Here is a 12320-nt window from a genome sequence, read left to right as displayed (position 1 = left end):
TTACGTTTTCTCTCGCTGCTTTCCAATGAACCGATTTTCTGCAACTGCATCCTCACCATACTCCGCCTTGCGTCGCGTGCTGTTCAGAGCCACCGCTTTGCTGTCCACGGCCGCGGTGCTCCTTGCCTGCACGCCGGCCTACGACTGGCGCACGATCCAGAACAACGACGACGCCTACGAAGTGACTTTCCCCGCCAAGCCCCGTTCGGATGCGCGCGACGTCGAAATCGCCGGAAAGGCGATGCACATGAAGATGCAGACCGCCGAAGCAGGCGATGCGGTTTTTGCCGTCGGAACGATTGACTTGCCCAATGGAGAGCCCGCCACGCAGCAAGCCGCTCTAGATTTTCTCCAGCATGGCCTGGCGCGCAACCTGAACGCTGCGCCAGCGGCGCATCCGGTCGAGATCGAAGTCGCTGCGGGAGGGCGGCTGCCAGGCTCGGAAATCGCGGTGAACGGCACGCGCGAAGACGGCCAGAGTCGCGAAACACGCCAGATTCGCGCGCGTTTTATCGCAAAGGGCACGCACGCGTATCAACTGGCGATCGTCTCGACGAACGCGCCGCCGGCGGAGCAAGTCGATCAGTTTTTTTCTTCATTCAAGCTTTATTAAGTATTTGCAGGTGCCGATCCCCGTTTTTAACCGCCATTTCGTTAGTTGATTGACGCCAAAGGGACGTTTCACCTTTAAGAATCTAGACAAGCATGTAAGCCTAAAACTCGGATTTATCTCAGTTTTTTGAACTATCCACAGAGGCTGTGGATAACTTTGTGGAAAAGATGGCCCGGCAAGCTGCAAGCGCCCGTCCCGTGCGGCTTCCGTTACTTTGCCTCGATTCTCGGCAATGTTAAATAGTCATTAAAATCAATCGACTACGAGGTGTTGCCAAAATCGGCATTTGATCTGACGTTAAGGAAACAAGGAACGGTCCAGTGTGCATAAGTCAAGTCTTGACACGTGATTTTCTTTCGCCGCAGAGACTGCCGGCCTTAGGTTGAAGCAAACGCCCGCCTGTACTGAATCGCCTCGGCGAGATGGCCCGCGCTCGGCGTTTCCGCATCTGCCAGATCAGCAATGGTGCGGGCTACCTTGAGCACCCGGTAGTACGCTCGCGCTGACCAGCCAAACCGCTCACCCGCTTCGCGCAGCAACGTTTCGCCGGCCGCGTCGGGGCGGCACACGCTATCGACTTCGCGGCCGTCAAGTTCGCGATTTGTCTTGCCCTGCCGCTGAAGCTGGCGCTTGCGGGCATCGGCGACACGGCGCGCCACGACGGCGCTTGTCTCGCCCACCAGAGCGCTTCTTGCCGACAGTTCCGCCGGAGACAACGCAGGCAGCTCGATCTGGATATCGATGCGATCCAGCAGCGGTCCCGACAGTTTTTGCAGATAACGCGCGGCGATTTCCGGCGTGCAGCGGCAACGTCCGTTCGGATCGCCTCGCCAGCCGCACGGACACGGATTCATGGCTGCGACCAATTGACACGCTGCCGGAAAATCGGCCTGATGCGCGGCCCGGGATATCGTGATGCGCCCTGCTTCCAGTGGCTCGCGTAGCGTTTCCAGCACCTTCCGGTCGAATTCAGGCAATTCGTCCAGAAACAGCACGCCCAGATGCGCCAGCGTGATTTCGCCCGGCTGCGGCGGATTGCGGCCGCCCACAAGCGCAACTGAACTTGATGAATGATGCGGCGCCCGGAACGGCCGCCGACGCCATTGCGCCGGACTGAATCCCAGCATGCTCGCAGAAAGTATCGCGGCCGAAGTCAGGGCTTCGTCGTCGGTCATTGGTGGGAGGAGGCTGGGCAAGCGGGCCGCGAGCATCGACTTGCCTGCGCCCGGTGGTCCGACCATCAAGAGATGATGTCCACCTGCCGCCGCAACCTCCAGCGCACGCCGCGCGCCGGGATGACCAATGACATCGACAAGATCGGGCAAGGGCACGCGACGATCCAATGGAGAGTCGAGCGCCGCGCTGCGAACAGGCGTGAGCCGATCGTTCTCCGATCCACAAAGATGTGCACACAAAGTGGGCAGATCGGGTGCGCCGAACACTTGAATACCGGGCACAAGCGCCGCCTCCGCCGCGCTCGCCGACGGGAGATATATTTCGGGCATGCGTGTGTCCGTGTCGCGAACGAGCGCGCCTTCCGGCACCACGGCGCTCGCGTATTGCCGCGCGGCGCCGCAAGCCATGGCAAACGCGCCGCGCATTGGCCGGATCGAGCCGGTCAGCGACAGTTCCCCCGCAAATTCGCGATTCAGCAACGCTTCAACAGGAATCTGGCCGCTCGCGGCAAGAATGCCTAATGCAACCGGCAAGTCGAACCGGCCGCTTTCCTTGGGCAGGTCGGCAGGAGCGAGATTGACGGTGATGCGGCGCACTGGAAAGTCGAAACCGCAATTCTGAAGCGCGGCACGAACGCGCTCGCGACTTTCACGGACTTCGAGGTCGGGCAAGCCGACGATTGAAAATGATGGCAATCCATTGGCGAGATGAACCTCGACGGTCACCTCCGGCGCGCGCCCAGGCGCGGGCGCGCGGCTGCGTACCACGGCAAGCGACATGATTTTTCCCCGCTGCCTGTGCCTCGCAAACGCAAGGCGCCGGCTTTATTGACTCAACATCACGGCTCGCTTGGCCGATGACACGCTTTCAATGCTTTATAAGGTCAATCCTGAACGCTTGAGGACGTTGAACCCGCTGCCTTCGCTTCCAGTTGTGCTACCCGCCGTTCGAGTTCTTCCAGCCGGGTGCGGGTGCGCACCAGCACTTGCGTCTGAGTATCGAATTCTTCACGCGTGACCAGATCCAGCTTTGAGAAGCCTTGCGAAAGCATCGCTTTCATATTCTTTTCAATGTCCTTGGCCGGCGAATTCTTGAGCAACTCGCTCATCTTGGCCTGGAAGTCATTGAATACATCGTTCGGCTGTTTCATACCGTCTTTCCTCTTTCGCACCATAAAAGTGCAGTCGTTGTTAGCTCAGTGCCCCGGCATTACGGATGATCCAATTTGGTGCGCGATGTTTCGTAAAACGAAAGACGGTGCACATTGGCGCGGCGTGTTGCGGCAAATTGGGAAAACCGTCAAAACCAAGCTTTCGTACCGGACCTTGCGTGCACTCTAGCAACGATCCACGGTGCGCGCCAGCACACCCGGGCGCCGTTAGCCACCCGGTCTACGAATTCGGGTCCCGCCCCGCGAGAACCCTGATGCGCATACCGGACACGCGCATGGCATACGAGTTGCATTAGTGGCCCGGGCCTTGTCCGTGCGCGCTTTTCCGGGCGGCCGGCGTAGAGCGTGATACGCCGCTCGCGGCGGCCACGAGGCGGCGGGGGATCAGGCATGGGACCAGATTGAGGCGCGAAAGCGCCAACTCTGTTCGACACACAGCGAGGGATACATGAAGCTCATTACCGCAATCATCAAGCCGTTCAAGCTCGACGAAGCACGCGAAGCGTTGTCGGCGATCGGCGTCTCGGGCATCACCGTGACCGAGGTAAAAGGCTTCGGCCGCCAGAAGGGCCATACGGAGTTGTATCGCGGCGCGGAATATGTCGTCGACTTCCTGCCGAAAGTGAAGATTGAAGCAGCGGTGTCGGACGATATCGTCGACCAGGCGATCGAAGCGGTCGAGCGCGCGGCACGCACGGGCAAGATCGGCGACGGCAAGATCTTCGTCACCCCGATTGAACAAGTCATTCGCATTCGCACCGGTGAAACCGGCGCGGACGCTCTCTAAGAAAAAACGAACCGGCGATAAGAGGAAACAGAAGAATGCGCAAATTATTGATGTCCTTGTTGATGGCGGGGTCGCTGCTGGGAGTCAGCGCCGGCACCGTGATGGCGCAGGATGCATCGGCGCCAGCGGCTGCATCCGCCGCGGCGGCGCCTGCAAGCGCACCAGATTCCGCATCTCCGGTCAGCGCCAATACGGCGCTGGCGTCCGGCGCCGAAGCCGCCTCGGCCGCCGCCCCCGCTTCGGGCGCATCCGACGCGGCAGCAGCACCGGCTGCGCCGACCGAACCGTTCTCCGTGGATTCATCGAAGATCAGTTCCGGCGACACCGCCTGGATGCTGACCTCCACCGCGCTCGTGCTGTTCATGACGATCCCGGGCCTCGCGCTTTTCTACGCCGGCATGGTGCGCAAGAAGAACGTGCTCGCGACCGTGATGCAGTCGTTCGCGATCTGCTGCCTGGTCACGATCATCTGGACGGTCGTCGGCTATTCGCTGGCATTCACGCCGGGCAACTCGTTCATTGGCGGATTCTCGCGCGTGTTCCTGCACGGCATGAACTACATCAAGGGCGACAAGGCCACGACGCTGACTGTGAGCCATCTGGCTCCGACCATTCCGGAATCGGTCTATTTCGTCTATCAGATGACGTTTGCGATCATCACCCCGGCGCTGATCGCCGGCGCCTTCGCTGACCGCATGAAGTTCTCCGCGATGCTGGTGTTCATGGCGCTGTGGTCGATCATCGTCTACTCGCCGATCGCGCACATGGTGTGGGAGCCGACGGGCTGGCTGGCGACCGCAGGCATCCTGGACTTCGCGGGCGGCACGGTGGTTCACATCAACGCCGGTATTGCCGGCCTGGTCTGCTGTCTGGTGCTTGGCAAGCGCGTGGGTTACGGCCGCGAAGTCATGGCGCCGCACAACCTGGTGCTCTCGCTGATTGGTGCATCCATGCTGTGGGTGGGCTGGTTCGGCTTCAACGCGGGTTCGGCGGTGGCGGCTGACGGCCGTGCCGGTTTTGCGATGCTTACCACGCAGATCGCAACGGCATTCGCGGCATTCGGCTGGATGTTCGCCGAGTGGCTGGCAAAGGGTAAGCCTTCGGTGCTCGGCATCATTTCGGGCGCGGTCGCGGGCCTGGTGGCGATTACGCCGGCTTCGGGTTTCGTTGGCGTGACCGGTGCAATCGTGATCGGCATTCTGGCGGGCGTGGTCTGCTTCTGGTCGGCAACATGGCTCAAGACGAAACTCGGCTACGACGATTCGCTCGATGCGTTCGGCGTGCACGGCGTGGGCGGTATTCTCGGCGCGCTGCTGACCGGCATTTTCGCGGTCAAGGACATTGGCGGATTCGACGGCAGCATCCTCCTGCAAGCCAAGGGCGTGCTCACGACACTGGTCTACAGCGGCGTGATGAGTTTTGTCCTGTTGAAGATTATCGACATGGTCATGGGTCTGCGTGTCACGGAAGAAGAGGAACGTGAAGGCCTCGACGTGACGCTGCATGGCGAACACGTCGAATAAAAGTTGTTGGACGGGTTGAAACCGGGCGCGAGAGGCCGCGGTTTCGACCCTGAACATCGCTCAAGCATGAGCAGCATGGCTCCGAGACAAGCGCAGCGATTTTGCCCGCCCACAAAGGCGGGCATTTTTTTGTCCCGTTTTTGTGCAAGCTCTGCGCCTTTTCGCGCGTCAGCGGGGGACGATTGGCGGCATGAACCGTGCGAATAGGCTTGGGAAAAGGGAGTTCATACCCAAATAAGTGAGGCATTTGCTCTACAATCTTTCCTCTTAAGTCCGCGAGTCATCAATGGTTCCGCATCTCGTAACGGCGTTAAACGGCCCCCTGCTCGATCTCGAGCGGAAGATACTCGACGCGACACCGTCCATTGAACGCTGGTTCCGGCTGGAGTGGCAGGAACACACGCCGCCGTTTTATTGTTCGGTGGATTTGCGCAACGCGGGTTTCAAGCTCGCCCCGGTCGATACCAATCTGTTCCCCGGCGGTTTCAACAACCTGCCGGTTGAAGTGCTGCCGCTTGCTGTGCAGGCCGCAATGGCGTCGATCGAAAAGATCTGCCCCGATGCCAAAAACCTTCTCGTGATTCCGGAGCGCCACACGCGCAACGCGTTTTATCTGGAAAACGTTGCGCGGCTCGCGACCATCATGCGCCAGGCTGGATTGAACATCCGTTTCGGAACGCTCGACGAAAACATTCACGGCCCCGTTACCATCGCGCTGGCTGACGGCCAGAAGATCGTGCTCGAACCGCTCGAGCGCACGCCTCGCCGGTTGGGTCTGAAGAATTTCGACCCGTGCTCGATCCTGCTGAACAATGATCTTTCGGGCGGCATTCCGCCCGTGCTGGAAAACCTGCACGAACAGTATTTGCTGCCGCCGCTGCACGCGGGCTGGGCGGTGCGCCGGAAATCCAACCACTTTTCCTGCTACGACGACGTCGCGAAGAAATTCTCGAAACTCGTGGAAATCGATCCGTGGATGATCAACCCGTATTTCGCGCATGTGGAAGGCGTGGATTACGAGGCGCGCACGGGCGAGCAGGCGTTGGCGGACGCCATAGACGGCGTGCTGAAGAAGATCGCGAAGAAGTATCGCGAGTACGGAATCAGCGAAAAGCCGTACGTGGTGATCAAGGCCGACGCCGGCACCTACGGCAAGGGCGTGATGACCGTGCACGACGCTAGCGAAGTCGCCGCGCTGACCAAGCGCGAGCGCGTCAAGATGAACGACGCGAAGGACGGCTTGCAGGTCCACGACGTGATTGTCCAGGAAGGCGTGCACACCTTCGAGCGCGTGGAGAACGCGGTCGCCGAGCCGGTGGTGTACATGATCGACCGGTATGTGGTCGGCGGCTTTTATCGTGTGCACGATTCGCGTGACCGCGATCAGAATCTCAATGCGCCGGGCATGCATTTCGTGCCGCTTGGCTTCGAGCACACCGCGCTGCCCGACGCCCAGGCGAAACCCGGCGCAGCGCCGCCGAACCGCTTCTACATGTATGGCGTGGTGGCGCGGCTGGGGCTGCTGGCGGCATCGGTGGAACTGGAAAAGACCGATCCGGAAGCGATTCAGGTTTAAGCTTCATGTCTGGAAGACGACGGCCGCACGAGTTGCGGCCGTTTGCACGTCAGGCGCGAACGCACGCAACGTGTTAAAAATCGCGTACTGCAGGCCGCTCGGATTGCCCTGCGCCGCTTCATTGAATAAACCAAGGCCGAACGGCCGTTCTGGACGCTTATGGACATCCTTTTTATCGCCGATCCGCTCGATCACTTCAAGATCTACAAAGACACGACCTACGCCATGATGGCCGAAGCCGCGCGCCGCGGGCACGCGCTCTACGCCTGCGAGCCGCAGCACCTGGCGTGGGTGTCGGGCAAGGTCGAAGGGCTGGTGCAGCGCGTGTCCATAGTGGGCGACGAAGCCGATTCCGCCCGCTCGCCGTGGCATGTGGCGGGCACGCCGGAACTGCGCGACCTGAAACAGTTCGATGCCGTCCTGATGCGCAAGGACCCGCCGTTCGACATGGAATACGTCACGTCCACGTGGCTGCTCGAACTGGCCGAACGCACCGGCGCGCGTATCTTCAACAAGCCGCAGGCGATCCGCGATCATTCGGAAAAACTCGCGATTGGCGAATGGCCGCAATTCGTGGTGCCGACGCTCGTGACTCGCGACGCCGACCGTCTGCGTGCTTTTCACGCAGAACACGGCGACGTGATCCTGAAGCCGCTCGACGGCATGGGCGGCATGGGCGTTTTCCGCGTGAAGGCCGACGGCATGAACCTCGGCACGATCGTGGAAATGCTGAGCGGGAACGGCGCGCGCAGCGTCATGGCTCAGAAGTTCATCCCGCAAATTACCGATGGCGACAAGCGCATCCTGCTGATTGGCGGCGTGCCCGTGCCGTATTCGCTCGCGCGGATTCCGCAAGGCAATGAAGTGCGCGGCAATCTGGCTGCGGGTGGACTGGGCCGGGCGCAACCGCTGACCGAGAACGATCGCAAGATCGCAGAGACGCTGGGGCAGACGCTTTTCAGTCGCGGCCTGCTGCTCGTTGGTCTCGACGCGATCGGCGACTATCTCACCGAAGTGAACGTGACGAGCCCGACCTGCTTTCGCGAAATCATGGATCAGACGGGCTTTGACGTGGCGGGCATGTTCATTGATGCTCTCGAGCGTGCTGTCGGAACCAGTGCGTCCAAGAATTAGAGGCGTCTTTCAGGACGGTGCTCCGGCTGTTGATTCCGCCCGGACTGCTACAATCTGCCACTCATGAGATTCGTTTCGCGGTGCGATCCGGCCCCGAAACAGAGAGTGAGAACTTGCCGCAACGCATTTCATATTGCGCTGCGCAAGGCGTGCGAAATCCGACTAAGCTTGCAGTAGGCGGCTGATTCGGCGCTTTCGCATCCGGATCGATGTTGCGGTCGCGTTGTAAATGCGCGCATAAAACAGCAGGTTCCCACGGTTTCCGACGTATCTCGTCGTTTTGGGGCAGCACACTCTGATATGGCTGGCATTCTGATCATTGCTCACGCACCTTTCGCTTCGGCGCTGCGTGAGTGTATCTCCCACATTTACGGCGGTTTGCCCGCGCGCATCGGCGTGATCGATGTGATGCCGGACTGCGATCCGGTCGAGGTCCGCGCCTTCGCGCGCTCCGAGATCGACCGTCTGAAGGAAGAGAACGGCGCCGTGGTTCTCACCGATGTTTTCGGTGCAACGCCCGCGAATATTGCGCAGAGCCTGGCAAGCGACAGCGTTCGCGTGCTCGCCGGCGTCAATCTTCCCATGCTGGTGCGCGCTGTCTGTTACCGCACCACTCCGCTGGAAACGCTGACTGAGAAGTCGCTGCAGGGCGGCTCGAAGGGCATTCAGGAACTGGATGCTTCAACACCCGCCAATCCGTGCGCTATGGCCAGCGCCGCCGCAGCGGCGAGTTGCGCGGTGAAAACGGCGGCAATAGCCAGCGAACCCGAAAAGGCAGTCAGTCACTAATCTTATTAAAGCACCTGCACGAGTCAGCCCCTTTATCTAGCGCCGGAGCATCATGCTGCAACAAGAAACAACGATTGTGAACAAGCTGGGGCTGCACGCGCGTGCTTCTGCGAAGCTCACGCAACTGGCAGGAAGTTTTCAATGTGAGATATGGATGAGCCGCAATGGCCGCCGGATCAACGCAAAAAGCATCATGGGTGTGATGATGCTGGCGGCGGGCATTGGCAGCACGGTAACTATCGAAACTGAAGGCGCTGACGAGGCGGAGGCAATGAAGGCCGTTCTCGCGCTGATTGCCGATAAATTTGGCGAAGGACAATGACACGGTCGTCGCACGAGTCACGAAGAAAGAGCCGCGTTCTACGCGGCTTTTTTTATGCGGCCGTGTTATTCATCGATAAAACTTGCTGCGGTGCAAACGGTGACGGATCGCGTTCGAATTTATAATGAGGCACGCAATCGCATCGCCGGGCATTGCCGGCCGAGACAGACGCGACAGAACAGCGATCAACCATAACCAGAGAGGTGCGCGTGTCGTTCACGCTGCATGGAATTCCAGTCTCCCGCGGCATTGCCATTGGCCGTGCTTATCTGATCGCGGCCGCCGCGCTCGACGTCGATCATTATCTGGTTGAGCCGGATGCTATCGATGGTGAAATTGAACGCTTTCACGCAGCCCAGGCACAAGTCCACGCCGAGCTTGACGCGCTGCGCGAGGACCTCGCCGCCGACGCGCCCAGCGAAATGGGCGCGTTCATCAACGTCCATTCCATGATCCTGAACGACGCCATGCTCGTTCATGAAACCATCGATCTGGTGAGAACGCGCCGCTATAACGTGGAGTGGGCGCTTACCGAACAGCTTGAAATCCTGAGCCGCCATTTCGACGATATTGAAGACGAATATCTGCGCGAACGCAAAGCCGATATCCAGCAGGTTGTCGAGCGCGTGCTCAAGGCGCTGGCCGGCGCGCCGTCAACGGCCGCGCTCGTGGTCGACGGCGCTGCGACCAATGGTCACAACGATATGATCGTGGTCGCGCACGACATTGCGCCGGCCGACATGCTGCAGTTCAAGACCCAGGCGTTCAAGGGGTTCGTCACGGATCTCGGCGGACGTACGTCGCACACGGCGATCGTTGCGCGCAGCCTTGGCATTCCGGCATCGGTTGGCGTGCAGCAGGCGAGCGCGTTGATCCGTCAGAACGACCTGATCATTGTGGACGGCGATCACGGCATTGTGATCGTAGATCCCGCGCCGATCGTGCTGGAAGAGTATTCGTACCGGCAGAGCGAAAAGGTGCTCGAGCAACGCAAGTTGCAGCGCCTGAAGTTCTCGCCTACGCAAACGCTCGACGGCACGAAGATCGACTTGTGCGCGAACATCGAATTGCCTGACGACGCAAAGACCGCGCTCGATGCAGGCGCAATGGGCGTCGGCTTGTTCCGCAGCGAATTCCTGTTCATGAATCACAAGGACGAGTTGCCGGAGGAAGAAGAGCAATTCGAGGCGTACAAGCGGGCCATCGAATTGATGAACGGCCGGCCCGTGACCATCCGGACAATCGATGTGGGCGCCGACAAGCCGCTTGAGTCGATGGGCGGCGGCGACGGCTACGAGACCGCGCAAAACCCGGCGCTCGGCTTGCGCGCGATCCGCTGGAGCCTGTCCGAGCCGCAGATGTTCATGACGCAATTGCGGGCAATCCTGCGCGCGTCGGCGTTTGGAAGGGCGAAGATCCTGATTCCCATGCTCGCGCACGCGCAGGAGATCGATCAAACGCTGGACCTGATTCACGAGGCGAAGCGCCAGCTTGACGACGCGGGCATTGGCTACGACCGTAACGTGCAGGTCGGCGCCATGATCGAGATCCCCGCCGCCGCGATTGCCGTTCGCCTGTTCCTGAAACGGCTGGATTTTCTGTCGATCGGAACGAACGATCTGATCCAGTACACGCTTGCCATCGACCGCGCGGATAACGCCGTCGCGCATCTTTACGACCCGCTGCACCCGGCCGTCCTGCACCTGATTGCATTCACGCTGCGTGAGGCGAAGGCTGCGGGCGTTCCGGTATCGGTATGCGGCGAAATGGCGGGTGATCCAAGCGTGACGCGCCTGCTGCTGGGCATGGGATTGACCGAGTTTTCGATGCACCCGAGCCAGTTGCTGGTCGTGAAGCAGGAGATCCTGCGCGCGGATTTGAAAGCGCTGCAAAAGCCCGTTGCCGACGTGCTCGCAGCGTATGAACCCGCGGAACTGCTTGCTGCGCTCGCGCTGCTTCAAAAGGCCTGAGCCGCCAGCTTGCGGTCGGCGATGAGTTTATCGACAACTCGCATGACAAACTCCGGCGTGATGATCGACGTGCACTGGAACCGTTGGGCCGGGTCCGAGCGGCGCGGACACCACGCGAAGTTCGATGATTCGAATTCGGCGGTGGTGTCGTTAAAGCAGCTGTTGCAGCCATGAAAGTTGATCACGCGATACGGCGTGCGGAATTCCGTGGATGGATGCGAGAACCCGCTGATCATCACCACGGGCGTGCCCGCGGCCCACGCGAGCCACGACAGGCCGCTTCCCAGTCCAATAAAAAAATCCGCGTGATGCAGGAGGCTCAAGCGCTCCTGCAAGGGCCGGCTACCGGTGAAATCCTCGGCGCCTTCGGGCATCGTGTTCATGTATTCGGCGTTGCCGTACGACTTTTCCCGGTCGATGCACAGCACGCGGTAGCCAAGCTTCTTCAAATGTTCGATCAACGTGGGCCAGCCGCGCGGGTTATTCCAGTACTTGCATTGCGCGGTCGACTGCGTCGCGATGCAAACATAGCGCCCGGGGATCTTGCGGGTTTTATCGGCGATGACCACGTTCGGGCGGCGCTCCTCGCAAGGCACGCCGAGAAGATACGCAATCATGTCCTGCATGTTGCTCACGCGCGGATCCGTAGGCTGATGATCGCGCTCGGAAAACGGCTTCAGCAGACCGATGTAATACGTCGCGTAGAACGTATCTGCCTGCTCGTTGAGTTCATCGTCGGTTTCAATATGAAGACGCGGATAACCTTCGCTGAAAAGCGGCTGCAGATGCGCCGGCAGCGGCATGTGGAGTTCGCAACCGTGCTGCTCGCGAAATGCGTCGATGACCGGCAGCCACGCGAGCGAATCGCCGAGCGCAAGCGGCGCCATGCGCAACGCCACCTTCTTGCCAGCAGCATTGAATGCGTGAGAGAAGACCAGACGCGCGCCATCGAATACTTCGAGCAGGAAGCGCACGAAGTATTTGCGCCGGCTGGTCACAACGGTGTTGGCTTCCACGGCTTCGTCCAGCAGGACATTGAACGTGTCCAGGTCGGTCATGCGGACGCGCCAGCCATCCACCGGCACTTGCACGCGACATCCATAGTTGAAGTCGAATTGGATTCCTTCAGATCCCCTGAACGCGAGCGCGCCCGGACGAGCAAATTCGGTTTCGTTGCGGCCGCGTTGTTTGCTTTGGTTTGCTGTCTCGCTCACGTGTTGCTCCAGTTGCTTGTAAAGTTCAGCGCCCACGATAAGGCG

At 60.3% G+C, this 12320-nt stretch carries 11 protein-coding genes; 8 read left to right on the top strand and 3 right to left on the bottom strand.

Annotation, left to right across the window (positions count from 1 at the left end):
• Nucleotides 1-97 precede the first annotated feature (97 nt).
• On the top strand, nucleotides 98-613 hold the full coding sequence (locus AWB64_RS04040; RefSeq protein ID WP_244163923.1) for a hypothetical protein: 516 nt from the start codon (nucleotides 98-100) through the stop codon (nucleotides 611-613).
• Between the two features lie 377 nt (nucleotides 614-990).
• Here AWB64_RS04040 and AWB64_RS04035 read toward each other — a convergent pair whose 3' ends face one another.
• Together AWB64_RS04035 and AWB64_RS04030 are read right to left on the bottom strand one after the other, a co-directional pair.
• Nucleotides 991-2568, bottom strand: coding sequence for a YifB family Mg chelatase-like AAA ATPase (locus AWB64_RS04035; RefSeq protein WP_060817345.1), 1578 nt, complete (start codon nucleotides 2566-2568; stop codon nucleotides 991-993).
• A gap of 104 nt (nucleotides 2569-2672) precedes the next feature.
• Nucleotides 2673-2939, bottom strand: coding sequence for an accessory factor UbiK family protein (locus AWB64_RS04030; protein WP_060817344.1), 267 nt, complete (start codon nucleotides 2937-2939; stop codon nucleotides 2673-2675).
• A gap of 469 nt (nucleotides 2940-3408) precedes the next feature.
• Here AWB64_RS04030 and AWB64_RS04025 point away from each other — a divergent pair, with 469 nt between their 5' ends.
• The 7 genes from AWB64_RS04025 to ptsP all read left to right on the top strand — a co-directional run bounded on the left by AWB64_RS04025 (nucleotide 3409) and on the right by ptsP (nucleotide 11061).
• Nucleotides 3409-3747: a P-II family nitrogen regulator gene (locus tag AWB64_RS04025; RefSeq protein WP_031364354.1), complete on the top strand. Its 339-nt coding sequence runs from the start codon at nucleotides 3409-3411 to the stop codon at nucleotides 3745-3747.
• Nucleotides 3748-3782: 35 nt separating this feature from the next.
• Nucleotides 3783-5270, top strand: coding sequence for an ammonium transporter (locus AWB64_RS04020; protein ID WP_060817343.1), 1488 nt, complete (start codon nucleotides 3783-3785; stop codon nucleotides 5268-5270).
• Between the two features lie 286 nt (nucleotides 5271-5556).
• Entirely contained in the window at nucleotides 5557-6846 is a 1290-nt protein-coding gene (gshA, locus tag AWB64_RS04015; protein WP_060817342.1) for a glutamate--cysteine ligase, read from the top strand.
• A gap of 159 nt (nucleotides 6847-7005) precedes the next feature.
• Entirely contained in the window at nucleotides 7006-7980 is a 975-nt protein-coding gene (gene gshB, locus AWB64_RS04005; protein ID WP_060817340.1) for a glutathione synthase, read from the top strand.
• 300 nt (nucleotides 7981-8280) lie between these two features.
• Complete coding sequence (locus tag AWB64_RS04000) at nucleotides 8281-8769, top strand: PTS sugar transporter subunit IIA (RefSeq protein WP_060817339.1); 489 nt, start codon at nucleotides 8281-8283, stop codon at nucleotides 8767-8769.
• A gap of 52 nt (nucleotides 8770-8821) precedes the next feature.
• Nucleotides 8822-9091 carry an HPr family phosphocarrier protein gene (locus AWB64_RS03995; RefSeq protein ID WP_060817338.1) on the top strand — a complete coding sequence of 90 codons (270 nt, stop codon included), beginning with the start codon at nucleotides 8822-8824 and terminating at the stop codon, nucleotides 9089-9091.
• A gap of 209 nt (nucleotides 9092-9300) precedes the next feature.
• Nucleotides 9301-11061 carry a phosphoenolpyruvate--protein phosphotransferase gene (gene ptsP, locus AWB64_RS03990; RefSeq protein ID WP_208603240.1) on the top strand — a complete coding sequence of 587 codons (1761 nt, stop codon included), beginning with the start codon at nucleotides 9301-9303 and terminating at the stop codon, nucleotides 11059-11061.
• On the opposite strand, the gene AWB64_RS03985 is transcribed toward ptsP, so the two are convergent.
• A complete protein-coding gene (locus AWB64_RS03985; protein WP_060817336.1) occupies nucleotides 11049-12275 on the bottom strand; it encodes an autotransporter strand-loop-strand O-heptosyltransferase in 1227 nt (408 codons plus the stop codon). The two genes, ptsP and AWB64_RS03985, sit on opposite strands and share 13 nt — an antisense overlap.
• Between the last annotated feature and the right edge of the window lie 45 nt (nucleotides 12276-12320).

Source organism: Caballeronia sordidicola (assembly GCF_001544455.2).
In the GTDB taxonomy this organism is placed as follows: Bacteria; Pseudomonadota; Gammaproteobacteria; order Burkholderiales; family Burkholderiaceae; genus Caballeronia; species Caballeronia sordidicola.
The sequence above is the reverse complement of the archived record's forward strand: the minus strand, read 5'-3'. Positions and strand labels throughout refer to the sequence as shown.

Coding starts and splice junctions, on each gene's coding strand:
- AWB64_RS04000 (WP_060817339.1), top strand. CDS start 8,281: ATGGCTGGCATTCTGATCATTGCTCACGCACCTTTCGCTTCGGCGCTG.
- AWB64_RS04035 (WP_060817345.1), bottom strand. CDS start 2,568: ATGTCGCTTGCCGTGGTACGCAGCCGCGCGCCCGCGCCTGGGCGCGCG.
- AWB64_RS04025 (WP_031364354.1), top strand. CDS start 3,409: ATGAAGCTCATTACCGCAATCATCAAGCCGTTCAAGCTCGACGAAGCA.
- gshA (WP_060817342.1), top strand. CDS start 5,557: ATGGTTCCGCATCTCGTAACGGCGTTAAACGGCCCCCTGCTCGATCTC.
- AWB64_RS04030 (WP_060817344.1), bottom strand. CDS start 2,939: ATGAAACAGCCGAACGATGTATTCAATGACTTCCAGGCCAAGATGAGC.
- AWB64_RS04020 (WP_060817343.1), top strand. CDS start 3,783: ATGCGCAAATTATTGATGTCCTTGTTGATGGCGGGGTCGCTGCTGGGA.
- AWB64_RS03995 (WP_060817338.1), top strand. CDS start 8,822: ATGCTGCAACAAGAAACAACGATTGTGAACAAGCTGGGGCTGCACGCG.
- gshB (WP_060817340.1), top strand. CDS start 7,006: ATGGACATCCTTTTTATCGCCGATCCGCTCGATCACTTCAAGATCTAC.